Source organism: Streptococcus fermentans (assembly GCF_040888305.1).
Classification (GTDB): domain Bacteria; phylum Bacillota; class Bacilli; order Lactobacillales; family Streptococcaceae; genus Streptococcus; species Streptococcus fermentans.
The window spans coordinates 313,663-335,643 of record NZ_JBFNFG010000001.1; the positions used below are offsets into that span (position 1 = coordinate 313,663).

Annotated in this window: 31 protein-coding genes; 23 read left to right on the forward strand and 8 right to left on the reverse strand. The window is 39.5% G+C overall.

Annotation, left to right across the window (positions count from 1 at the left end; genetic code table 11):
• Positions 1-21: 21 nt before the first annotated feature.
• The 5 genes from AB2B50_RS01440 to AB2B50_RS01460 all read right to left on the reverse strand — a co-directional run bounded on the left by AB2B50_RS01440 (position 22) and on the right by AB2B50_RS01460 (position 3,385).
• On the reverse strand, positions 22-261 hold the full coding sequence (locus AB2B50_RS01440; protein WP_080979303.1) for a zinc-ribbon domain-containing protein: 240 nt from the start codon (positions 259-261) through the stop codon (positions 22-24).
• Positions 262-289: 28 nt separating this feature from the next.
• A complete protein-coding gene (locus AB2B50_RS01445; RefSeq protein ID WP_320692197.1) occupies positions 290-1,096 on the reverse strand; it encodes a peptidylprolyl isomerase in 807 nt (268 codons plus the stop codon).
• A 71-nt stretch (positions 1,097-1,167) separates the two neighbouring features.
• Complete coding sequence (locus tag AB2B50_RS01450) at positions 1,168-1,980, reverse strand: HAD family hydrolase (protein ID WP_320692196.1); 813 nt, start codon at positions 1,978-1,980, stop codon at positions 1,168-1,170.
• Positions 1,981-1,994: 14 nt separating this feature from the next.
• On the reverse strand, positions 1,995-2,738 hold the full coding sequence (locus AB2B50_RS01455; protein ID WP_075228643.1) for a DeoR/GlpR family DNA-binding transcription regulator: 744 nt from the start codon (positions 2,736-2,738) through the stop codon (positions 1,995-1,997).
• Between the two features lie 113 nt (positions 2,739-2,851).
• Complete coding sequence (locus AB2B50_RS01460; protein WP_320692195.1) at positions 2,852-3,385, reverse strand: hypothetical protein; 534 nt, start codon at positions 3,383-3,385, stop codon at positions 2,852-2,854.
• A gap of 179 nt (positions 3,386-3,564) precedes the next feature.
• Between AB2B50_RS01460 and rpsP the strand changes: the two genes are divergently transcribed.
• The 6 genes from rpsP to AB2B50_RS01490 all read left to right on the forward strand — a co-directional run bounded on the left by rpsP (position 3,565) and on the right by AB2B50_RS01490 (position 6,123).
• Positions 3,565-3,837 carry a 30S ribosomal protein S16 gene (gene rpsP / locus AB2B50_RS01465; RefSeq protein ID WP_000268760.1) on the forward strand — a complete coding sequence of 91 codons (273 nt, stop codon included), beginning with the start codon at positions 3,565-3,567 and terminating at the stop codon, positions 3,835-3,837.
• A gap of 19 nt (positions 3,838-3,856) precedes the next feature.
• Positions 3,857-4,096: an RNA-binding protein KphA gene (gene kphA / locus AB2B50_RS01470; RefSeq protein WP_075228645.1), complete on the forward strand. Its 240-nt coding sequence runs from the start codon at positions 3,857-3,859 to the stop codon at positions 4,094-4,096.
• Between the two features lie 42 nt (positions 4,097-4,138).
• Positions 4,139-4,474, forward strand: a complete 336-nt coding sequence (locus AB2B50_RS01475; RefSeq protein ID WP_000654200.1) for a MazG nucleotide pyrophosphohydrolase domain-containing protein — start codon at positions 4,139-4,141, stop codon at positions 4,472-4,474.
• Positions 4,475-4,544: 70 nt separating this feature from the next.
• Positions 4,545-5,063, forward strand: a complete 519-nt coding sequence (gene rimM / locus AB2B50_RS01480) for a ribosome maturation factor RimM (RefSeq protein ID WP_049509146.1) — start codon at positions 4,545-4,547, stop codon at positions 5,061-5,063.
• Complete coding sequence (trmD, locus tag AB2B50_RS01485; protein WP_049509145.1) at positions 5,053-5,772, forward strand: tRNA (guanosine(37)-N1)-methyltransferase TrmD; 720 nt, start codon at positions 5,053-5,055, stop codon at positions 5,770-5,772. The genes rimM and trmD overlap by 11 nt, the downstream gene beginning before the upstream one ends.
• Before the next feature lie 12 nt (positions 5,773-5,784).
• Positions 5,785-6,123, forward strand: coding sequence for an ATP cone domain-containing protein (locus AB2B50_RS01490; protein WP_001196044.1), 339 nt, complete (start codon positions 5,785-5,787; stop codon positions 6,121-6,123).
• Positions 6,124-6,153: 30 nt separating this feature from the next.
• On the opposite strand, the gene AB2B50_RS01495 is transcribed toward AB2B50_RS01490, so the two are convergent.
• Complete coding sequence (locus AB2B50_RS01495; protein WP_049509144.1) at positions 6,154-6,474, reverse strand: hypothetical protein; 321 nt, start codon at positions 6,472-6,474, stop codon at positions 6,154-6,156.
• A 95-nt stretch (positions 6,475-6,569) separates the two neighbouring features.
• Between AB2B50_RS01495 and AB2B50_RS01500 the strand changes: the two genes are divergently transcribed.
• Positions 6,570-6,785 (forward strand): YdbC family protein, encoded by a 216-nt coding sequence (locus AB2B50_RS01500; RefSeq protein WP_000807425.1) that lies wholly within the window; start codon positions 6,570-6,572, stop codon positions 6,783-6,785.
• A 65-nt stretch (positions 6,786-6,850) separates the two neighbouring features.
• On the opposite strand, the gene AB2B50_RS01505 is transcribed toward AB2B50_RS01500, so the two are convergent.
• Positions 6,851-7,390 carry a biotin transporter BioY gene (locus AB2B50_RS01505; protein WP_049502989.1) on the reverse strand — a complete coding sequence of 180 codons (540 nt, stop codon included), beginning with the start codon at positions 7,388-7,390 and terminating at the stop codon, positions 6,851-6,853.
• A 329-nt stretch (positions 7,391-7,719) separates the two neighbouring features.
• Complete coding sequence (gor, locus tag AB2B50_RS01510) at positions 7,720-9,066, reverse strand: glutathione-disulfide reductase (RefSeq protein ID WP_320692194.1); 1,347 nt, start codon at positions 9,064-9,066, stop codon at positions 7,720-7,722.
• A gap of 239 nt (positions 9,067-9,305) precedes the next feature.
• On the opposite strand from gor, the gene AB2B50_RS01515 reads away from it, so the two are divergent.
• From AB2B50_RS01515 to AB2B50_RS01590, 16 genes are all read left to right on the forward strand, one after another.
• Entirely contained in the window at positions 9,306-10,493 is a 1,188-nt protein-coding gene (locus tag AB2B50_RS01515; protein ID WP_320692193.1) for an efflux RND transporter periplasmic adaptor subunit, read from the forward strand.
• Entirely contained in the window at positions 10,477-11,178 is a 702-nt protein-coding gene (locus tag AB2B50_RS01520) for an ABC transporter ATP-binding protein (RefSeq protein WP_000811466.1), read from the forward strand. Before AB2B50_RS01515 ends, AB2B50_RS01520 begins: the two co-directional genes overlap by 17 nt.
• A gap of 1 nt (position 11,179) precedes the next feature.
• Positions 11,180-12,439, forward strand: coding sequence for an ABC transporter permease (locus tag AB2B50_RS01525; RefSeq protein ID WP_001180401.1), 1,260 nt, complete (start codon positions 11,180-11,182; stop codon positions 12,437-12,439).
• A gap of 134 nt (positions 12,440-12,573) precedes the next feature.
• Positions 12,574-14,571 carry a methionine--tRNA ligase gene (metG, locus tag AB2B50_RS01530; protein WP_320692192.1) on the forward strand — a complete coding sequence of 666 codons (1,998 nt, stop codon included), beginning with the start codon at positions 12,574-12,576 and terminating at the stop codon, positions 14,569-14,571.
• Positions 14,572-14,674: 103 nt separating this feature from the next.
• Positions 14,675-15,601 carry an aldo/keto reductase gene (locus tag AB2B50_RS01535; protein WP_000875207.1) on the forward strand — a complete coding sequence of 309 codons (927 nt, stop codon included), beginning with the start codon at positions 14,675-14,677 and terminating at the stop codon, positions 15,599-15,601.
• A gap of 151 nt (positions 15,602-15,752) precedes the next feature.
• Positions 15,753-16,781, forward strand: coding sequence for a DNA/RNA non-specific endonuclease (locus AB2B50_RS01540; RefSeq protein ID WP_000822920.1), 1,029 nt, complete (start codon positions 15,753-15,755; stop codon positions 16,779-16,781).
• A 109-nt stretch (positions 16,782-16,890) separates the two neighbouring features.
• Positions 16,891-17,127, forward strand: a complete 237-nt coding sequence (locus AB2B50_RS01545; RefSeq protein ID WP_000141913.1) for a DUF2829 domain-containing protein — start codon at positions 16,891-16,893, stop codon at positions 17,125-17,127.
• Positions 17,120-17,818: a 3-oxoacyl-ACP reductase gene (locus tag AB2B50_RS01550; protein WP_320692191.1), complete on the forward strand. Its 699-nt coding sequence runs from the start codon at positions 17,120-17,122 to the stop codon at positions 17,816-17,818. Before AB2B50_RS01545 ends, AB2B50_RS01550 begins: the two co-directional genes overlap by 8 nt.
• Positions 17,819-17,854: 36 nt before the next feature.
• The gene (locus AB2B50_RS01555) at positions 17,855-18,190 is read left to right on the forward strand and encodes a hypothetical protein (RefSeq protein WP_320692190.1); all 336 of its coding nucleotides are present in this window, start codon (positions 17,855-17,857) and stop codon (positions 18,188-18,190) included.
• An 18-nt stretch (positions 18,191-18,208) separates the two neighbouring features.
• On the forward strand, positions 18,209-18,628 hold the full coding sequence (locus AB2B50_RS01560) for an SMI1/KNR4 family protein (RefSeq protein WP_320692189.1): 420 nt from the start codon (positions 18,209-18,211) through the stop codon (positions 18,626-18,628).
• Positions 18,629-18,646: 18 nt separating this feature from the next.
• Positions 18,647-18,985 carry a DUF7716 domain-containing protein gene (locus tag AB2B50_RS01565; RefSeq protein WP_320692188.1) on the forward strand — a complete coding sequence of 113 codons (339 nt, stop codon included), beginning with the start codon at positions 18,647-18,649 and terminating at the stop codon, positions 18,983-18,985.
• A 61-nt stretch (positions 18,986-19,046) separates the two neighbouring features.
• Complete coding sequence (locus tag AB2B50_RS01570) at positions 19,047-19,418, forward strand: Imm51 family immunity protein (RefSeq protein ID WP_320692187.1); 372 nt, start codon at positions 19,047-19,049, stop codon at positions 19,416-19,418.
• A gap of 51 nt (positions 19,419-19,469) precedes the next feature.
• Complete coding sequence (locus AB2B50_RS01575) at positions 19,470-20,075, forward strand: DUF6707 family protein (protein WP_320692186.1); 606 nt, start codon at positions 19,470-19,472, stop codon at positions 20,073-20,075.
• Between the two features lie 40 nt (positions 20,076-20,115).
• Entirely contained in the window at positions 20,116-20,616 is a 501-nt protein-coding gene (locus AB2B50_RS01580) for an NUDIX hydrolase (RefSeq protein WP_320692185.1), read from the forward strand.
• Positions 20,594-21,442 carry a putative PEP-binding protein gene (locus AB2B50_RS01585; RefSeq protein ID WP_320692184.1) on the forward strand — a complete coding sequence of 283 codons (849 nt, stop codon included), beginning with the start codon at positions 20,594-20,596 and terminating at the stop codon, positions 21,440-21,442. Before AB2B50_RS01580 ends, AB2B50_RS01585 begins: the two co-directional genes overlap by 23 nt.
• Positions 21,439-21,879, forward strand: a complete 441-nt coding sequence (locus tag AB2B50_RS01590; RefSeq protein WP_320692183.1) for an ASCH domain-containing protein — start codon at positions 21,439-21,441, stop codon at positions 21,877-21,879. The genes AB2B50_RS01585 and AB2B50_RS01590 overlap by 4 nt, the downstream gene beginning before the upstream one ends.
• Positions 21,880-21,981: the final 102 nt, after the last annotated feature.

Here is a 21,981-nt window from a genome sequence, read left to right on the forward strand (position 1 = left end):
CTGTGTGACTTGGCTTTTTGGCTAGTAATTCAAATAGGTTTCAATATCAGATTTTTGGATTTCTTTGCCGTAGTGACAAATCGGGCAAGAAACGAAATAAGTTTTTCCGTAAGGAAAGAGTGGAATCCAGTAAAGGGTAAACTTACGTCCAGTTTCTGAAATTTCCCAAGTGTCGGTATTGTTACAGTGACCACACTCGATAGTGGTTTGAGTATGTCCTAAGACCTTTTGGTAACCTTTCGAACCCCAGAATAAAATCATTTTCACATCTCCTTATTTTAGGGTCATCCTATTTTTTACTGAAATCGTAGTCCTTAACAATTTCAATGCTGTCAATAGTGATAGCAGTAGCTGGTTTGTCTTTTTCGTCTTTTTCAGCCTTTGCAATCTTGTCAACAACATCCATACCGTCGATGACTTGACCAAAGACAGGGTGCTTACCGTCTAGACTAGGATTTCCACCTTCTTTGTAGGCTTCGATAATTTTCTTTGGATAGATACTTGTAGGGAGTTTGGCAGAAATATCCGTCGTATTTTGGTTGATGAAGAACTGGCTGCCGTTTGAATTTGGTTGACCAGTATTGGCCATAGAGAGAGAACCACGAATGTTATAGAGATACGGAGAAATTTCGCTCTTGAAACCAGTTCCCTGGTCTTTAGTCTTGTCCTTATCATGCCAGATGGACTCACCACCAGTACCATCCCCTTTTGGATCACCAGTCTGGACCATGAAGCCATCGATCACTCGGTGGAAGGTAACGCCATTGTAGTAGCCTTCTTTTGCGTGAGTTAGGAAATTTTCAACCGCAAGTGGAGCTAGCTTTGGAAAGAGTTTGATGCGGATATCTCCTTGACTGGTGTGGAGAATGACTTCAGCTTCGTCTTCAGCAACTTCCTTAGAGAGTTGTGGAAAGTTAGCATTCTCATTTGTCAAGGCGTCTTTGAGATTCTTGGCAGATTGGGCAGCTGCTTTGGAACTTTCTTCAGCAGCCAAGCTAGAATCTACATAGTCATCCCCTCGGAGACTACGTTGGATACTGCTACATCCGGCAAGGGCAAAAGTTGAGATTAATAGAAGTGTTGCTATTTTTTTCATGGTAATCCTTTCAAAAATCATTTCTACCATTGTACCCTAATTGAAAGTGGATTTCAAATATTCAATTGTGATCATTCTGATAGTACATACAATTTTATGGCCTTACTTACCCCATTTTGATCATTAGAATCTGTTACTTTATTTGCACTGACTTTAACATCCGTAGGAGCATTTCCCATTGCAACACCAAGTCCAGCGATCTCAATCATTGGAATATCGTTATAATTATCTCCAATACTCATAATTTCAGTAAGTGATAGTTGATAATAGTTGGCTAATTCTAACAGAGCTTGTTTTTTTGAGACTTGATTATGTGTGACTTCAAGATAGTTATCCTTCGAAAGGTAAAAGTCAGTTTGAGGGAAATCTATTGTTGCTAATGTCTCTTTAAGTTTCTGGATAGTAGCTGCGTTATCTATTAGTAAAAGTTTATGAATAAGATTCTTTTCTTCCTGAAGAAAATCTGCTAGTGAAGTAACTTTTGGGCTCTCTCCAGTAATCTGTGCTTCAATTTCTACCCATTTATCTAAAGTATTGACGTACCAATCTTTTCCAGAATAAACATTAATTGAAACTGTCGGAAATTCTTTTTTTAAAAAATCATGTAGTAAGAGTAATTCCTTTTTATTAATAGTATGCTGACTCAGAATTTTATCTCCTCTACTAATGAGAGCACCATTATAACTTGCAATTGGAAAATCTGTGATTCCAAGTTCTTTCGAAATTGGAGCTATACCAAGAGGAGAGCGAGCAGAAGCTAGAACAAAAGGGATGTCACTTTGTTTCAAAAGTGGCATCAGTTCTATCAAATGAGAATCTAATTGGTGATTTTTATCCAAAATAGTACCATCGATATCACTCATGATTAACTTTATTACTGACATATGTTTCTCCTTTCTTAAAATAGAATAGTTGTTTTACCATCTAAAGATTGTTGAATTTCTATGTCGGGTTCTTTGTCTGTAATCCAATAATCAAAATCTGTAAGTTCGGAAAGAATATAATGAGAGTGTTTGTTTATCTTGCTGGTTTCAGCTAACAAGACGCGAATTTTACTGGTTTTAAATGCTCTTTTTTTCATTAGAACATCTTCTTGATCTTCAAAACTAACTTGTCCGTCTGAAAGACTAGCTGCACCCAAAAATGCTAAGTCAAATTTAATTCTATTCAAAGATTCGGATTCTTCTAATGAGTAATAGAAACGATTCTTTTTATGAAATCGTCCACCGATAATGTGAAAATCGACATTTTCATTTTCTCCTAAGACCAGTGCATTATCCAATGAATGGCTGAAAATAGTAACTTTTTTATCTGTTATTTTTGCTAACTCAAGTACAGTTGTTGAAACATCATAGAAAATTAATTGTGAATCAGAAATGAGTTGGGTAGCTAAATGAGCAATTTTCTCTTTTTCTTTAGAAGATTGTTCTGCTCGACCTTTATAACCAAGAATCCGTTGCTTTTGAATTGGCAATAAACCTCCATGAGTTCTTTTTGCTCGTTTCTCCTTTGCGAGAATAGCAAAATCTCTACGGATGGTATCTTTGGAAACATGGAAATGGTCAACCATTTCTTTTGCTGATAGACTTCCTCTATCCTCTAAAAGTTTAATGATTTCTTCTAATCGTTGTTCTTGGTACATATGAATTCCCTCTTTTAATACTAATATACCTCTTTCGTAAGTGATTGTCAATAAATGTAATGATTTATAAGTGTTTTAAAAGATTTACAAAAAAATCAACCTGACTTGGTTGATTAAAGATTCTTCTTTGGATGGCGGTCAATGATTGCCTGATGGTCCTTGAGAGCCTGTTCTCCTTTTGGAGTTAGTTTATAGCCACGAATCGAAAAGAGACTTGCTAATTCCTCTTCTGAAAAATGTTCATGAAGGGCTTGATCCAGGTCGCCAGCCTTCATTTTAGAAAGTCCAGTAACCCCCTTCTTCTTCAGGATATTCTTTTTCATGGTGCTATTTAGATGGTCAAGCGAGTCAAAAGCAGTTTCGACAAGAGCATAGCCTTTTTCAACAAGCGTTTCTAAATGTTTTGGGGCATCGATGCCATAAGTGTACTCGAAGTATTTAGGAAACCAGGTTTTGGTTGTGAATGTTCCAAAGTTGATTCTCCAGAGGAGGATAATATCTCCTGCCAGGAGATTGTCTTCTACTAATTCCATATTTCGCTTGGGAACAGGCTTAGGATTTAGTAGCCAAGCCTCTATATCACGATCAGGAGAGATATAAGGTTTGACTTGATGGTCTTTATAAATGTTCTCTAGACTAGTATTCATAAAGTTTCTCTTTCTAATTTATACCTACTAGTCTAACAAATTTCTAAAAAATTTAAAAATTTTAAAGTCTGTCAAGTTTTTTTCTTGACACCTCTCAGAAATCTGCTATAATAGAACATGTGCTAAATAGCTCAGCTATTTCACCGAACTAAAAAAATAAAAGAAAAGAGATATTAAAAATGGCAGTAAAAATCCGTTTGACTCGTATGGGTTCTAAGAAAAAACCTTTCTACCGTATTAACGTAGCAGATTCACGTTCACCACGTGACGGACGTTTCATCGAAACAGTCGGAACTTACAACCCACTTGTTGCTGAAAACCAAGTAACTTTGAAAGAAGATCGCGTTCTTGCATGGTTGGCTGATGGAGCTCAACCTTCAGATACAGTACGCAACATCCTTTCAAAAGAAGGCGTATTGAAGAAATTCCACGATTCTAAATTCTCTAAATAATTCTAAAGTAGGTTGACAGATGGATACGATTGAAAATCTCATTATTGCAATTGTGAAACCTTTGATTTCACAACCAGAAGCCTTAACTATCAAGATTGAAGATACACCAGAATTTTTGGAGTATCATTTGGATCTTGACCAAAGCGATGTGGGTCGTGTGATTGGTCGTAAGGGTCGCACTATCTCTGCGATAAGAACGATTGTCTACTCTGTCCCAACTGAAGACAAAAAAGTAAGAATCGTTATTGACGAAAAATAAAAAAGCGGGACGGATGTCTCGCTTTTTTGCTAGGAGCAGGATATGAAGGATTTAACAGTTAGACAATTACAAGCCTATTTGCTAGAACATTACCAGCAATCTAGAACAGAAGAAGGGCTCTTTATAAAACTAGTTGAAGAAGTTGGTGAAGTAGCCGAGGTTTTAAATGGACGTTCTGGACGAAAAGAGGGAGTTCAGGACTCAAATGAGGAACTTGCTAAAGAACTTGCTGATATTATTCATTATACGGTTGCAATCGCAGCTATCAACGATATTGATCTAACCAAGACCATTTTTGAAAAAGACAAAAAGGCTGCCATCAAGTATCACCATGAACGAGATTTGGAAGGATATTTAGAAGCGGAAGGTCAGAACTAGCTTTTTCTCCAACTTGTGAAAATACCTAGAACGTGATAAAATGAAGGGAGAAACATACACAGGAGATCAAATGAACTATTTTAACGTTGGAAAAATCGTCAATACACAAGGTTTGCAAGGTGAGATGAGAGTCTTATCTGTGACGGATTTTTCGGAAGAACGCTTTAAAAAAGGTGCAGAGCTTGCCTTATTTGATGAGAAGGATCAATTTGTTAAAACAGTGACTATCGCGAGTCACCGTAAGCATAAAAACTTTGATATCATCAAATTTAAGGATATGTATCACATCAATGATATCGAAAAATACAAGGGCTACAGTTTGAAGGTTGCAGAAGAAAACCTGAATGACCTGGATGAGGGTGAATTTTACTATCACGAGATTATTGGACTAGAGGTCTACGAGGGTGATAACTTGATTGGAACCATCAAGGAAATTCTTCAACCAGGTGCCAATGATGTCTGGGTAGTTAAGCGTAAGGGAAAACGGGATCTGCTTTTACCCTATATCCCACCAGTTGTCCTCAATGTAGATATTCCTAATAAGCGTGTGGATGTAGAACTCTTAGAAGGGTTAGACGATGAAGATTGATATTTTAACCCTCTTTCCAGAGATGTTCTCGCCTCTAGAACATTCCATCGTTGGGAAAGCTCGTGAAAAAGGGCTTTTAGATATCCAGTATCATAATTTTCGTGAATATGCTGAAAAGGCCCGGCATGTCGATGATGAACCATATGGCGGGGGTCAAGGGATGTTGCTACGAGCGCAACCGATTTTTGATGCCTTTGATGCTATTGAAAAGAAGAATCCGCGCGTGATTCTTTTGGATCCTGCTGGTAAGCAGTTTGATCAAGCCTATGCTGAAGATTTAGCCCAAGAAGAGGAACTCATCTTTATCTGTGGTCACTACGAGGGCTATGATGAACGCATTAAGACCTTGGTAACAGATGAGATTTCCCTAGGTGATTATGTTCTAACTGGTGGAGAACTGGCAGCAATGACCATGATTGATGCGACGGTTCGCTTGATACCAGAAGTAATTGGGAAGGAAACCAGTCACCAAGATGATAGCTTCTCATCTGGGCTTCTCGAATATCCTCAGTACACACGTCCTTATGATTATCGTGGGATGGTGGTTCCAGAAGTGCTTATGAGTGGGCACCATGAGAAGATTCGTCAATGGCGTCTCTATGAAAGTCTCAAAAAAACTTATGAGCGTAGACCAGATTTGTTGGAACATTACGAATTAACAGCAGAAGAAGCCAAAATGTTAGCAGACATTAAAGAAAATATAAATTAAAAGGAGAAGCCTATGCAAGTCATTAAACGTGATGGACAAGTTGCCGACTTTGATCCAGATAAAATCTATCAAGCCATTCTCAAAGCTGCTCAAACAGTTTATGTTTTGACAGATGATTTACGTCAAAATCTAGCTCAGGTAACTAAAAAGGTTGTCTTGGATCTAGAAGAGGCAAAAGTGGAGCGTGCCACTATCAGCATGATTCAATCAATGGTTGAGCATCGCTTGCTTGGCGCAGGCTATATTACCATCGCTGAACACTATATCTCTTACCGTTTGCAACGTGATTTAGAGAGAAGTGGTTACGGAGAACACATTGCTGTTCACCTTCATTTTGAACAAATTCGTTAATAGAAAAGAGTGAGATGAAGAAAACTCATCTCACTCTTTCTTAAATCGATTTTTTTGGGCAGTTTGGACGGTTGAGGGAACAAAACTCACTTTCCGAATATCTGGGATTCGAATAATGCGGGTCACATTTTTTGCAAAATTTTTAACGATAATTTGCTGGCGGTCCGTATCATATTTGATGATATCCCCTGTAAAACTTGTATCTGAAAAAATAATGTGGACAGCAGTTTTTTTTAGGAGCGCCTCTTTAATGGCACTTGTCAGGGAGTCGGCTTTGGAATGATCTGGTTCTTCTCGCCCGTCGAGAAAGCTTTGGAACTTTTGTTGAATGTGTTTAAATAAATCTTTCATCGGAGCCTCCCTTCTTTTTACCATTATATACAATTTTAAAAAAATCTACAAGATTTTACGAATAATCAAGTGAAGACAATCAAAAGGAGAATACAATGGCAGAATTTACATTTGAAATCGAAGAACACTTACTCACACTCTCAGAGAATGAAAAAGGTTGGACCAAGGAAATCAATCGTGTCAGCTTTAATGGAGCACCAGCAAAGTTTGACATTCGTGCTTGGAGTCCAGACCACACTAAGATGGGGAAAGGAATCACCCTCTCAAACGAAGAGTTTCAAGTGATGGTCGATGCCTTCAAAAATCAATAAGCAATCATAAAAAAACAGACGAAAGGAGGTTGGGAGAAAATTCCCGACCTCCTTTCTTTCTTTCTTTATTTATGTGAAAAGTAGGGTTGATTACTAAGACGTTGAAGGAGTGGTCGTCCGATAAAACTAATGGCAATAATTTTTGCAAGATCAGGAATGATAAAGGGAAGCACACCGACAGTCAGTGCCTTATCAAAAGGCATACCAGCGAGATAATGGAGGCTGAGAATACCACCAACAAAGACAAGGGAATCACCCAAGAGATTGGCTAGGAAAATACGTACAACACCACTATTTGTGTGTGTTAGATAAGATGCAAGTCCTGCATAGACTAAGTCAAACCAAAGATAACCAGCGCTTGGTCCTACTAAAACATGGAAACCAGCTCCACCACTAGCAAAAACGGGAAGTCCAATAGCACCAAGCAAAAGATACAGTCCTACAGAGAGAACAGCTTCCCTTGGTCTAAAAACAGTAGCGATGAGACCAATAGCAAAGTTTTGCAGAGTAAATGGAACAGGTCCAATTGGAATGCTAATTTGGGCTAATACTGCAATCAGTGCAGCCCCGATAGCAGGAATAGCGTAAATGTGTGCTTTTTTCATAATAGTTAACCTCTTTTGTAATTTATAGTAACTATTATACTTTAAGAAACATATTTGTCAACCTATTTTAAAAACAAAGGTTACAAATTTGTAACGGCCGATTTAGAGAGAACCGGAGGCCAAGAGATTTTTCAAAACACAGGTAAATCTTATCAGTAATAAAAAGATGAGCCTTATGGAAGTTGGCTATCATATAGTGCAAACACTTAGGAATCCTGATGGGAAAGAGTTCTTTAATTTGCTCTAGTAAAAGAAAAAGATTGAAGAAAATGGTCCAAAATAGACTTTTTCTTCAATCTGAGTGACCGAGATGATCTCATTTAAAATTGTTAACGCATAGTCACAAATTCTTCCGATCCTGTTGGATGGATAGCAACTGTAGCGTCAAAATCAGCTTTTGTAGCGCCCATCTTGATTGCTACTGCAAAACCTTGAATCATTTCATCAACGCCGTAGCCGATGCCATGAAGGCCAACGACCTTTTCATCTGCACCTGCTGTAACGAGCTTGAAGCGAGCTTCTTGACGGTGACTTGTGACTGCGGAGTACATAGAAGCAAATTTTGAAGTATAAACTTTAATGTTTTCTTGTCCATACTCTTTGATAGCTTCTTCCTCAGTCAGACCGACAGTTCCGATAGCTGGGTGTGAAAAGACTACAGTTGGAATAGTAGTGTAGTCCATTTTGGCATTGGTTTTACCGTTGAAGAGTCTTTCGGATAGGGTACGTCCAGCCTTGATAGCAACAGGAGTCAGTTCTTTTTCACCTGTGACATCGCCAAGAGCGTAGATACCATCAACGACTGTGTTTTGGTATTCGTCAACCTGGATGAAACCACGTTCATTGAGAGTAACGCCTGCCTTTTCTAGCTGGAGTCCTTCAACGTTTGGACGGCGGCCAGTTGCCCAGATAACTTGACTGGCAGTATGAGTACTACCATCTTCGAAATGAATGGTAATGCCTTGTTCAGTTTCTTCAAGTTTAGCAGGAACCTTATGGGTGTGGAGGTTTAATCCAGTATTTTCCATTTCTTGAACTAGACTCTCAACAATATAACTATCAAATCCACGGAGCGGACGCTCGCGACGGACGAATAAATCTGTCTGCACACCAAGGGTATGGAGCACGCCAGCCAATTCGACAGCAATGTAACCTGCCCCAAGAATGGCTACAGATTCAGGCAACTCTTCCCAAGCAAAGACATCATCAGAACTACCACCTAGTTCCGCACCAGGAATGGCAGGAATATGAGGATGGGCCCCAGTTGCAATCACGATGTGCTTAGCACGGATCAACTCACCATTGACACTGACTGTATGAGCATCAACGAATTCGGCGCGTCCTTCAATCAAATCAACTCCGTTACGCTTAAAGCTTCCACCATAAGAAGAGCGAGCACGATCAATATAGGCTTCACGATTTTTACGAAGTGTTGCATAATCAAATTCATTACCAGTACTTGTAAAACCATAGTCAGGTCCATATTTGTGGATGCTCTCTGCGATTTGAGCTCCATACCACATGATTTTCTTAGGAACGCAGCCAATATTGACACAGGTTCCACCTAATTTCTTTTCCTCAATCACTGCCGCTTTAGCACCATGTTCACCAGCACGATTCATGGTAGCAATTCCCCCGCTACCTCCTCCAATGGCGATAATATCGTATTCTCTCATAGAAAGCTCCTTTGTTGTTTTCTAGTCATATTCTATCTTTTTTTGAAGGTCAATGCAAAAATCTGCTACGTTTAAAATTTTTAAGAAAATGCTTGCAAAAATAAAAAAGAAAGTGTATTATATAACTAATACAACAATAAAAGATTTAGCAAATGTTTTTGGATAATGAGAAATAAATTGTCCATTTTTAGGATATGTGCTATAATCTTAACATATATATTTATAAAAGGGGTATTGCTATGAAAAGAAAGTCAAAAGCTAAGAAATGGCCTTTATTTACTGCTATTGGAGTGGCGTCAGTACTTGTAGTGGGAGCAGCAGCTGTTCTTCTATTGAGACAACCAAATCAAGCTGCAGCAAAAGATGAAACTGCTAAGATTGTCCTTGCCAAAGAGGGTTCTGTGGCATCTTCAGTTCTTTTATCAGGTTCAGTAACTGCTCAGAATGAACAATACATTTATTATGATGCAAGCAAGGGTGACTTGGATGAGGTCTTGGTCTCTGTTGGTGATCAGGTCAGCGAAGGACAGGCTCTCGTCAAGTATAGTAGTACAGAAGCTCAAGCTGCCTATGATGCTGCCAGTCGTGCCGTTGCTAAAGCTAACCGTCATATCAATGAACTGAATGAGTCTCGAAATACCGCTGCAGCAACACCTAGCCTTCCACAAGCAGGTCTAGAAGGAGCAACTGGACAAGCGCCAGCTCAGTCATCCAGCTCTGCCACAGCTGCTATTGATTCTCAAATCAGCGACGCTCGTGATGTGCGTGCAGATGCAGAAGCGCAACTCGAAAAAGCCCAAGCCCAGTTGAATGCTGCTACGGTATTGAGTACGGTGGAGGGAACAGTTGTTGAAGTGAATCGTAACGTTTCAAAATCTCCAACAGGAAATAGTCAAGTTTTGGTTCATATCGTAAGTAACGATAACTTGCAGGTCAAGGGAGAGCTTTCTGAGTACAACCTTGCCAATCTATCTGTAGGCCAAGAAGTCACTTTTACTTCCAAGGTTTACCCAGATAAAACTTGGAATGGTAAGATTAGCTATATTTCAAATTATCCAAAAAATAACAGTGAAGCAAGTAGTAGCTTAGCTGCTTCAAACACAGGTTCTAAATATCCATATACAATCGATGTAACTAGCGAAATCGGTGATTTGAAACAGGGCTTTACAGTCAGTGTCGAAGTGAAAAGCACTAGCAAAGCATTGATTGTTCCGATCACCAGCGTAGTCATGGAAGAAGATAAAAACTATGTTTGGATCCTTGATGAAAATCAAAAGGCCAAAAAAGTTGAAGTTGGATTGGGCAATGCAGATGCAGAAAATCAAGAAATCACATCTGGTCTGACAGATGGAGCAAAAGTCATCAGTAATCCGACAGCTTCCTTGCAAGAAGGAAAAGAGGTGAAGACTGATGAAGCAACTAATTAGCCTCAAAAATATCTGTCGTAGCTATCGCAATGGTGATCAAGAACTACTAGTCCTCAAGAATATTAACCTAGAAGTTCATGAGGGAGAATTTGTAGCAATCATGGGACCATCTGGTTCTGGGAAATCTACTCTCATGAATACCATTGGTATGTTAGATACCCCTTCAAGTGGGCAGTATTTTCTAGATGGAAAAGAAGTAGCTGGTTTGGGTGAAAAACAATTAGCCAAGGTTCGAAATCAGGAAATCGGCTTCGTCTTTCAACAATTCTTTCTCTTGTCCAAGCTCAATGCTCTTCAAAATGTAGAACTGCCCTTGATCTATGCTGGAGTTTCAGCTTCAAAACGTCGCAAATTAGCAGAAGAGTATCTGGAAAAGGTTGAACTGACCGAGCGTAGCCATCATTTACCTTCGGAGTTGTCAGGTGGTCAGAAGCAAAGGGTTGCCATTGCGCGTGCATTGGTCAATAATCCTTCGATTATCTTGGCAGACGAACCGACTGGGGCACTTGATACCAAAACAGGAAATCAAATCATGCAACTCTTGGTTGAATTAAACAAAGAAGGAAAAACCATTATCATGGTTACGCATGAGCCTGAAATTGCCGCCTATGCGAAACGTCAAATTGTCATCCGTGATGGCGTCATTTCATCTGATAGTGGTCTCGTAGAAAAGGAGGAAAACTAAGATGCAGAATCTGAAATTTGCCTTTTCATCCATTATGGCCCACAAGATGCGGTCCTTCTTGACCATGATCGGGATTATCATCGGTGTATCCTCCGTTGTCGTGATTATGGCCTTAGGTGATTCCATGTCTCGTCAGGTCAATAAAAATATGACCAAGTCCCAGAAAGATATCCATGTCTTTTTCTCACCTACCAAGAGTAAGGACGGTTCCTTTACCCAGAAGCAATCTGCTCTAACCATGTCTGGTAAAGAGGAAGATGTTATTGTTGAACCACCAAAACCTCAAGAAGCATGGGTCAAGGAAGCTGCTAAGCTCAAGGGAGTGGATAGCTACTATGTGACCAACTCAGCCAATGTGACCTTGACTTATAAGGATAAAAAGGTCGAACACGCTAACATGACGGGTGGGAATGTCACCTATATGGATGCGGTCGAAAATGAAATCATTGCAGGTCGTGGCCTTAGAGCGCAAGATTATAAGGATTTCGCAAGTGTGATCATCCTAGATGAAGAACTAGCCAATAGCCTTTTTGGTTCAGCAAAAGATGCGCTTAATCAGATTATTGAAGTAAACGAAATTAGTTATCGTGTTATTGGTGTTTATGCAAGTAAAGAAGCCAAGGCAGTCAAAGCCTTTGGAGTCGGAGGACTACCAATCACGACCAATATTTCCTTAGCAGCTAATTTTAACACAGATGAGATTTCAAATATTGTCTTCCGTGTCAATGATACTAGCTTAACCCAGACTTTGGGACCTGAGTTGGCAAGAAGAATGACAGAGATTGCAGGTCTTCAACAAGGGGAATATCAAGTTGCAGATGCGTCTGCAGCCTTCCAAGAAGTTCAACAACTCTTTGGCTTCATAACAACGATTATTAGTGCCATTGCAGGGATTTCCCTTTTTGTCGGTGGTACTGGTGTTATGAACATTATGCTCGTTTCAGTGACAGAGCGTACTCGTGAGATTGGTCTACGTAAAGCACTAGGAGCAACGCGTGGGAATATTCTGGTTCAATTTTTGATTGAATCCATGATTTTAACCTTGTTAGGTGGGGTCATCGGCCTTGTGCTGGCTGCAGGGGTGACTATGCTTGCAGGTGTCCTTCTTCAAAACATGATTGCAGGAATCGAAGTTGGCGTATCCATCCCAATCGCTCTCTTTAGTTTAGCGGTCTCAGCTGGTATCGGTATGATATTTGGTGTTTTACCAGCCAACAAGGCTTCTAAACTAGATCCGATTGAAGCACTTCGCTATGAATAAGATAATCAACAGGAAAAACAAGATGGACATTAGTCTGTCTTGTTTTTGTATGGATTTCCTTATCGAAAATCATCAAAATATGATATAATGAAGTGTTAGAAAAACAGGTTTCATTTGCCTGGAAAGGAAATATTATGTCTGAAAAGAATTTTTATATTACAACACCGATTTACTATCCATCTGGTAAACTTCATATCGGTTCTGCCTACACAACTATCGCCTGTGATGTCCTAGCTCGTTACAAACGCCTTATGGGCTACGATGTCTTTTATTTGACAGGTCTGGATGAGCATGGTCAAAAGATTCAACAGAAAGCTGAAGAAGCTGGTATCACGCCTCAAGCCTATGTTGACGGTATGGCAGTTGGAGTTAAAGAACTCTGGCAATTACTCGATATCTCATACGATAAATTCATTCGTACAACTGATGACTACCATGAAAAAGTGGTAGCACAAGTCTTTGAACGCTTGCTTGCTCAAGATGATATTTACTTGGGTGAATACTCTGGTTGGTATTCAGTTTCAGATGAGGAATTCTTTACAGAAAGTCAACTTGCGGAAGTTTTCCGTGATGAAGCTGGAAATGTAACAGGTGGTATTGCTCCATCAGGTCACGAAGTGGAGTGGGTATCTGAAGAGTCTTATTTCCTTCGCCTCAGCAAATACCAAGACCGTTTGGTAGAATTTTTCAAATCACATCCTGACTTCATCACTCCTGATGGTCGTCTCAATGAAATGTTGAAAAACTTTATCGAGCCTGGTTTGGAAGATTTAGCAGTATCTCGTACAACCTTTACCTGGGGTGTACCAGTCCCATCAAATCCTAAACACGTAGTCTACGTTTGGATTGATGCCCTTCTTAACTATGCGACAGCTCTTGGTTATGGTCAAGAGGATCATGCTAACTACGATAAATTCTGGAATGGAACAGTCTTCCACATGGTAGGAAAGGATATTCTTCGTTTCCACTCAATCTACTGGCCAATCCTTCTTATGATGTTGGATATCAAATTACCTGACCGTTTGATTGCCCACGGTTGGTTTGTCATGAAAGACGGCAAGATGTCTAAGTCTAAAGGGAATGTCGTTTATCCTGAAATGTTAGTAGAGCGTTATGGTCTCGATCCACTTCGTTACTACCTCATGCGTAGCCTTCCAGTTGGTTCAGACGGAACCTTCACTCCAGAGGACTATGTAGGTCGTATTAACTATGAATTGGCAAATGACCTTGGAAACCTCCTCAACCGTACGGTTTCAATGATTAACAAGTACTTTGATGGTCAAATCCCTGCCTATGTAGAAGGTGTAACAGACTTTGACAATGAACTTGCTCAAGTGGCAGAACAATCAATCGCTGACTACAATACCTATATGGAAGCAGTTGACTATCCACGTGCACTTGAAGCAGTCTGGACTCTTATCTCACGTACTAATAAATACATCGATGAGACAGCTCCATGGGTACTGGCTAAGGACGAAGCACACCGTGACCAATTGGCAAGTGTGATGAGCCACTTGGCAGCTAGCCTTCGTGTCGTAGCTCACTTGATTGAGCCATTTATGATGGAAACCAGTCGTGCAGTCTTGACTCAACTTGGACTCGCAGAAGTTTCTAGCCTTGAAAACTTGAGCTTGGCTGATTTACCTGCAGGTGTAACGGTAGTTGCCAAAGGAACACCTATCTTCCCACGTTTGGATATGGAAGAAGAAATCGCCTATATCAAGGAACAAATGGAAGGTAACAAGCCAGCCGTCGAAAAAGAATGGAATCCAGATGAAGTTGAACTCAAACTCAACAAGGATGAAATCAAGTTTGAAGACTTTGATAAGGTTGAAATTCGTGTTGCAGAAGTCAAAGAAGTTTCTAAAGTGGAAGGTTCTGATAAGTTGCTTCAATTCCGCTTGGATGCTGGAGATGGTGAAGATCGTCAAATCCTTTCAGGAATTGCTAAGTACTATCCAAACGAACAAGAATTGGTAGGCAAGAAAGTACAAATCGTTGCCAACCTTAAACCACGTAAGATGATGAAAAAATATGTCAGCCAAGGTATGATCCTCTCAGCTGAACATGATGGCAAATTAACCCTTCTTACAGTTGATCCAGCTGTACCAAATGGAAGTGTGATTGGGTAAAATTAAAAAAGAACCAGTTTTAGCTGGTTCTTTTCTTATGTAAGGTATCAGTTGATAAAAGTGTCATTCTGCTTTATAATGAAGAAAAACGGAGGAAATTGCCATGAAATACATTCCATTTGGTCATGAGAAAAGAGAATTGTCCGAAATCGTCCTGGGCATGATGCGAATCAGTGACAAGTCGGTCAAAGAAGTGGAGGAGCTGGTAGAAACAGCCTTATCTGTCGGAATCAATGCTTTTGACTTGGCAGATATCTATGGTCGTGGACGTTGCGAAGAATTACTGGGTCAAGTCTTAAAACATCGCCCTGACTTGCGTGAGAAGATGTGGATTCAGTCCAAGTGTGGCATTCGCATAGAAGAATTTACCTATTTTGATTTTTCAAAAGATTATATTTTAGAGTCAGTTGATGGGATTCTACAACGATTGCAGGTTGATTATCTAGATAGCTTGCTTCTCCATCGCCCAGATGCCTTAATGGAAGCTGATCAAGTAGCAGAGGCCTTTGATATCCTTCACAAATCAGGTAAGGTTCGAGATTTTGGTGTATCCAACCAAAATCCTATGATGATGGAATTACTGAAGAAAGAGGTCAAACAACCTTTATCTATCAATCAATTACAACTAAGCGCAGCTTTCACGCCAGGATTTGAATCAGGTTTCCATGTCAATATGGAAGGTAATAAGGCAGCTGTGCGTGATGGAAGCGTCTTTGAATACTGCAAATTAAACGACATGGTCATTCAAGCTTGGTCAGTTTTACAGTTTGGTTTCTTCAAAGGGAATTTTGTTGGCAATGAACAGTTTCAAGCTTTGAATCAAGTTTTAAACCGCCTTGCGCAAAAATATGGAGTAAGCCCATCAGCTATTGCTATCGCTTGGGTGTTGCGATACCCAGCCAAGATGCAGGCCATCGTTGGCACAACCAATCCAAAACATTTGCTAGAAGCCAGTCAAGCAAGTAACCTGACTCTAACTCGAAAAGAATGGTATGAGATTTACCTAGCAGCGGGGAATGATTTGCCGTAGAAACTAAAATGAAATCCTATCAAGAGCGAGATTCTATCTCGCTCTTTTTGTTTAAAAATTTATATAATTGTTTGAAAATACAAACTATAAATGATAAAATGGTATAAAGTAACAATATAATAAATATTTTAATAATTTAGGAGAATATGGAATGAAAAGAATAGTTTTGACTTCTGTTGTTTTACTTTCATTACTGACATCTGTTGGCTGCTCGAAACATAAAGAAGAGGCGAAAGTAGCTGAACCTGTAACGACTGAACAGACTACGCAGGATAATACAAAGTTATACAAGGAAGCTGGCTTACTTACTTTTAAAAATGAAAAGCAGCTAGAACTCGGGGAACTTGATTCAAAATCCCGTGCAACTTATGCTCACATTCAGCTAAAAGATAGTGATGAGCCTAAAGAAAAGAGAGAAGCTAAATTAACCTTTGATCCAGTTGGATGGCATAACTATAAATTTTACTATGGAGATGGTTCTAAAGAGGCTTGGCTGATGAATCGCGGTCATTTAGTTGGGTATCAATTTAGCGGACTTAACGATGAAGGCCGAAATCTAGTTCCTATGACAGCTTGGTTAAATACAGGTGCCTTTACTGGAACGGATGACAAAAATCAAAGTAGCATGCTCTATTATGAAAATGGGCTTGATTCATGGCTTGCAAATCATCCAAACTATTACCTTGACTATAAGGTGACAGCTGTCTATAAGGATAATGAATTGATTCCAAGACAGATTATCTTACAGTACGTAGGAATTGATCAGGATGGAAATTTGCTTGAAATTAAATTAGGTAGTAGCAAGGAAAAAATTGATAAGTATTCCGTAACCCATGTCGCCTTGGATAACGTTTCAGCCAATGCTGAAATAAATTATGCAGATGGTACTGCAAAGAATACGGTCAAGTCAGCTGAAGAACGCGCTGCAGAGCTTAAAGCAGCCGAGGAAAAAGCCAAGAAAGAGGCTGAAGAAAAAGAAGCACAAGAAAAAGCTAAAAAAGAAGCAGAAGAGAAGGCTAAAGAAGAACAGACACAGAAGGAAACTGAAGCACCAGCAGAAGAAGAATCACAAAGTAGTAATACAGGTGGCTACTTTAGAGATAGAAATGGAAGATGGCATCGACCAAATGGAAAGTTTGCCTCTAAAAAGGAAATTAGAGATGCTGGATTGCAATGGTGATAGTTTTCTCAAGTTTATATAAATCAGAATAATCACAGTCAAAAAGCCGTTGGAAAACGGTTTTTTGTTATAATTAAATTAAGATTCATAGATAACAAAGGAGGAAAACATGACATTTGAAGAAATTTTACCAGGACTAAAGGCAAAAAAGAAATACGTGCGTACTGGTTGGGGAGGAGCTGAAAACTATGTCCAGCTTTTTGATACCATCGAACAAAACGGGGTCGCTCTTGAAGTGACACCCTATTTCCTCATCAACGTATCTGGTGAAGGAGAAGGTTTTTCCATGTGGAGTCCGACTCCTTGTGATGTCCTAGCGACGGATTGGGTGGAAGTCCATGACTAAACGTGTCTTAGTTACGGGCGTTAGTTCAGGGATTGGTCTGGCTCAAGCTCGACTCTTTTTAGAGAATGGTTATCAAGTTTTTGGTGTGGATCAGGGTGAAAATCCTGCCTTACAAGGTGACTTTCACTTTCTACAACGTGATTTAACACTTGACTCGGAACCTATTTTTGATTGGTGTCCTCGAGTCGATATTCTTTGTAATACGGCAGGTGTTTTGGATGACTACAAGCCCTTACTAGAACAATCCGCCCAAGAAATTCAAGAGATTTTTGAAATCAATTACGTAACTCCAGTAGAGTTGACCCGCCATTATTTGACGCAAATGCTAGAGAATAAGAAGGGAATCATTATCAATATGTGTTCCATTGCCTCAAGTCTAGCAGGCGGGGGTGGTCACGCCTATACCTCGTCCAAACATGCCTTGGCAGGCTTTACCAAACAATTAGCTCTAGACTATGCAGAAGCTGGGATCCAGATCTTTGGGATTGCTCCTGGTGCAGTCAAGACGGGTATGACCGCAGCTGACTTTGAGCCAGGTGGATTGGCTGACTGGGTTGCTAGTGAAACACCTATCAAACGCTGGATTGAGCCAGAAGAAGTGGCTGAAGTCAGTCTCTTTTTGGCCAGTGGAAAGGCATCTGCCATGCAAGGGCAAATTCTGACAATTGACGGTGGATGGTCTTTGAAGTAATATAGTTGATACTCAGTGAATATGTGGAGGTAAGCTATGAAAAGAGATGAGTTTGGATTTGTCTTGCCCAATCTCTACTATCAGTTTTTAACGGAGTGGAAAGAGATTGACCCCTATGAAATTGGAGATACAGGTATCTGTTTGTATGCCAAGGAGGATCTAGAGGAGCGTAATGAGACTTATCAGATTGAGGAAGTAGAGCCAGATTACTTTATGATTGGACAGGAAGGAGATTTGGCCTACTTTATCAAGAAAAATGCTGATGATTGCATTTATGAAAATGACTTGGGTGCTTTAGGCTCTTTAGAAATGCAAAAAGTTGCTGCAAACGTCTATGACTTTATTGATAAGGTATTAGAAGAAGAATTGTAAAAAAGGAAGAAATTAATCATGTTTAGAGTGCTAGATGCAGATTCACCGATTTCAAAAGAAGATTTTTTACAATTTGAGGAGATCCTTGGGAAGAAATTACCGGAAGCCATGAAGGATTTTTACCTTAAGTACAACGGAGGCCAGCCCCAAGTAAGGGGTGTCCACGATGAACATCATCTCTTTCCATTCAATTCCTTTGATTCACTTGATGAGATAAGGAAGTCTCTTACATGGTTTGACGATGAGGTTTTGCCTGAAGGATTTAAGGCTACAGACCTTCTTCATTTCGCCTATGATCCTGGATCAGGCAACTATGCTCTTTCTTTAAGGGCAGAAGATTATGGCAAGGTGTACTTCTATGTTCTAGAAGAAAAAGCTGAGTTGTATGGTCAATGGCCATCTTTTGAGGATTTTTTAAATTCCTTTGTTGAAGAGTGAGACTAAAAAGGAGAAGGGATGCGGAAACACCAAGAACTTTCACTAGATCAGATCATCGAGCAGCTACGAGCGGATCAACTAACTTCAGATGATTTTTGCCTCTATGGCAAAGAGGATGGAGAACTGGCACTAGCTAGGTCCTATTGGGTATCAAATTATCCGGATGTCGTGGAAGACCGTGATATTTGCCCTGCTGATGTAGCGGAGCAAGATCTCCAGCTAGTCTACTATGGAGAGCAGTTGATTGATGTTCTTTCGGTTGCACTTGAGGAAAAACTAAATGCAAGTCACCAAGACTTGGTCGAGGCTTTGAATTATTATCAGCAGCATGATAGCTTTATGAAATTTGAAAGCTAGTAAGCATGCTAGATTTATGAAGTTTCATTGATAATTAACAAATACAATAAGGAGTTAAGAAATGATAGATTACGAAAACATAAATGAAATAATTGCCCCTTTTAACTTGCTTGTTTATGATGAGGATCCTGAAAATGTTCGAGGCTCGCTCATTTATTACCCTGATGGAGAATACAGACAGGAAGTGTTTGATACTCGAGAAGAGGAGGGATTTGAAGGAAATGGCTACGATTGGGAATCGCTAGCTTTGGTATTTTTGGAGGAAAAAATGCCTGAATTAAGCGATGCAATAGACTTTGATCCTGAAGGAAGTATGTTTTGTGCCTATTCTTCCAAGGTAGACGCCTTGTCTAGATTTGCTCTTGGCTTTAAAGAGTTTTGCGATGATATCGAATCCATGAAAGACTTGTTCAGTAGAGCAGAGTTGGATTAGTTGACTAAAATCTCTTTAAATTATTTTAAAAAAGAATAGAAAGGATTTCAGATGAAGCTATCAGAAGTAGTTGAGCTAGTGGAAAATCATCCAGACCTACATCTCTATTTAGATAAAATTTTAAAAAAGAATAAGAAGACCCAAGTTAGTTATCTCGAATCACTGAATCATCTGGCCTATTTACTTTATCTGGATGGTCAAGAGGAAATGGCTAAGGGATTATTAGATCGGATCATACAAGTTCCATTTGAAGGGAATTATAACACCTGGACCTTTGTTGAGAGCTCTCTGGTTTTATTGGCCTATCTGGAAAGAGAAAAAGAAAATCAGGTACTCGTCTATAAAAAACTCCTTTTATCTCCATTAGAACAAGGGGAGGAATCAACTCAAAAAATAAGAAGGAGAGTTCATCAGAGATTTTTGAATGGTGATAGCTTGGAGCAAAAGCTTGCAAAAATCGAGCAAGCTTCAAGTCCTGAATCGGAAATGGAACGTCGTTTGCTATACTTGACGGATTTATTGAAGATTCACCTTTTTATTGATGAGTCAATGTGTGAAGAGGCAGATATCCAGGCAAAAATCGAAGAGAATATGGAGATACTAAAGAAGTATATCAAGGAGCATGAAATCTATAGCCTCTTTCCTTTTAAGGGATGAGGTAAGTTATTGATTTTGGACTTTTAGAAAAGAGTAGAATATGGAAATCAAAAAACACTTTGGTGTCTATGGCATTTGCTATGAGAAAGGAAAATTACTTTGCATTGAGAAAACGAGAGGGCCTTATCAGCATCGTTTTGATTTACCGGGTGGTAGTCAGGAAATCGGTGAGGGTTTGACAGAAACTCTCAAGAGAGAAGTTTTGGAAGAGACAGGGTATACGCTTAGCCGTTATTGCAATCCTAGGATTTATGATATAATGGTTCAAGAAGAGGGACAAGACTTCGCAGTACATCATATCATGGCCTTTTATGATATCGTACTCGATTTCGAGCGCTCTCAACAATCCCTTCCTCATGAAGTTCTTGATGGAAGTAATGATTCAGCAAAGGCAGTTTGGGTCCCTATTGAGCAGATGACCGAAGAAAATGCCTCACCCTTAGTATTAAAGGTGAAGGCAGAGTTACGAGGATTTCCAGAATTGGACAAGACCTCTTACATGAATTGGAAGGTAAAACATGCAAAATCAACTGGCTCTTAGTGGCGAAAGAATTGTTGAAAAAATTTACCCACAACTATTTCATCATGTTGGTATGATTCGTGGCGAATACTTGTTGAGAGAAATAAATCAAAACATCCTGTTACCAAGTTGTCAGCAATTTGTAAAAGATTATCTAGACACTATTTGCCATTTATACTCAGATGAAGAAGTCTGGTATCGCTTTTCAGAGTTAACAAATGCAGAAGCAAATAGTCTAGACGGGACTAAAGAGTATTTTGACGAACGCCACCCATTATTTGGATATAGAGGGACTAGGCGTTTATTTGCGTGTCCAGATGAATTTCAGGCTGAGGCACATGTCGTTACAGAAGTTTATCAAACCAATCCCAATCTGTCTCTTATTTTTCCTTTTGTGAATGATGCTGAACAGTTAAAACAAGCTATTAGAGTATTGCGCCAGCATGGTTTTACTGGAAAAGTTGGAACAATGATTGAATTACCGTCAGCTTATTTTGACTTGGACAGGATACTGGAAACTGGTATTTCAAAGATTGTAGTGGGAATGAATGATTTGACTTCTTTTGTTTTTGCCACTGTGAGAAATAGTCAATGGCATGATATGGAAAGTCCCATTATGTTAGAAATGCTGAGACAGATACAGGATAAAGTAAGGATGAAAAAGATAGATTTCGCCGTAGCAGGATATCTGAATCCTTCTTTCATACAAAAAATGAATCAGATGGATATCAAATGCATAATCCACTACAGTTCTATTCCAGAGATTTTTGATTTAAAAATTGACCATCCAGACCATCTCAAACGTGTAAAAGAAGAAAGTAAAAAAATACAAAGGAGCAACCTATGACACCTCAAGAAATGTGGAATGCCTATAAGAAAATCAACCCCTCTATCGGTGATGAGATAGACGCTTGGGCTTTTGGAGTGGACCCAGATCTTTTAGCGGATCTGGTGTTTACAGGCGAAAAAACAGCAACTGCCTCAGCCTATGACCTCTACGCAGTAGAGGACGAACCCCTTCCACAAGAAGGGACCTTTGATGTTATTTTAGACAGTAAGGATCAAGCTGTTTGCATCGTCGAAATTACAAAGGTTTCCATTCAGCCTTTCCATCAGGTTTCAGCCGACCATGCCTACAAGGAAGGCGAAGGAGACAAATCTTTAGCCTATTGGCGTCAGGTTCATGAAGACTTTTTCAAAGACTGGCTAGGAGAAGCAGGTCTGACTTTTACACCTGACAGCAAGGTTGTTTTGGAAGAATTTCGCAAGGTCTACCCTCTCTAGACTACTAGAAGGAAGAAAGTTTTGGAAATCACTGTCCAAAGCTTTTTTCTGACTTAAAATATGATAAAATAGGTATGTTTGAACTAGAACATTTGCTCAGAA